Below are 278 nucleotides of genomic sequence, written 5' to 3' on the forward strand. Positions count from 1 at the left end.
GGAAAGCCGGTGATCAGCAGCGAGGCAAAGACGCCCCAATAATTGTTGGTCAGCTTCACTGGCGCATCGAGAATGCCGATCAGCAGCAGCGTCTGATTGAACCAGCCGCGCGGGCCGAGAAACGTCAAGAGACCATCGGCGACAAAGACCGTGCCAAGCGTGATCGGCAGCACCAGGATCGTCGTCAGCAGGCGCTGGCGCCGCATCAGCCGGACGCGGAACGCGATCGGCACGGCGAGCGCCAGATTGAGGATGGTGACAGGCAACGCCAGCCACAT

General features: G+C 62.2%; 1 pseudogene. It reads right to left on the minus strand.

Going from position 1 to position 278, the window contains the following annotated elements:
- A pseudogene (locus SB772_RS40335) lies at window positions 1-278 on the minus strand (ABC transporter permease); the annotation flags it as partial.

Source organism: Paraburkholderia sp. SIMBA_030 (assembly GCF_046535245.1).
GTDB lineage: Bacteria > Pseudomonadota > Gammaproteobacteria > Burkholderiales > Burkholderiaceae > Paraburkholderia.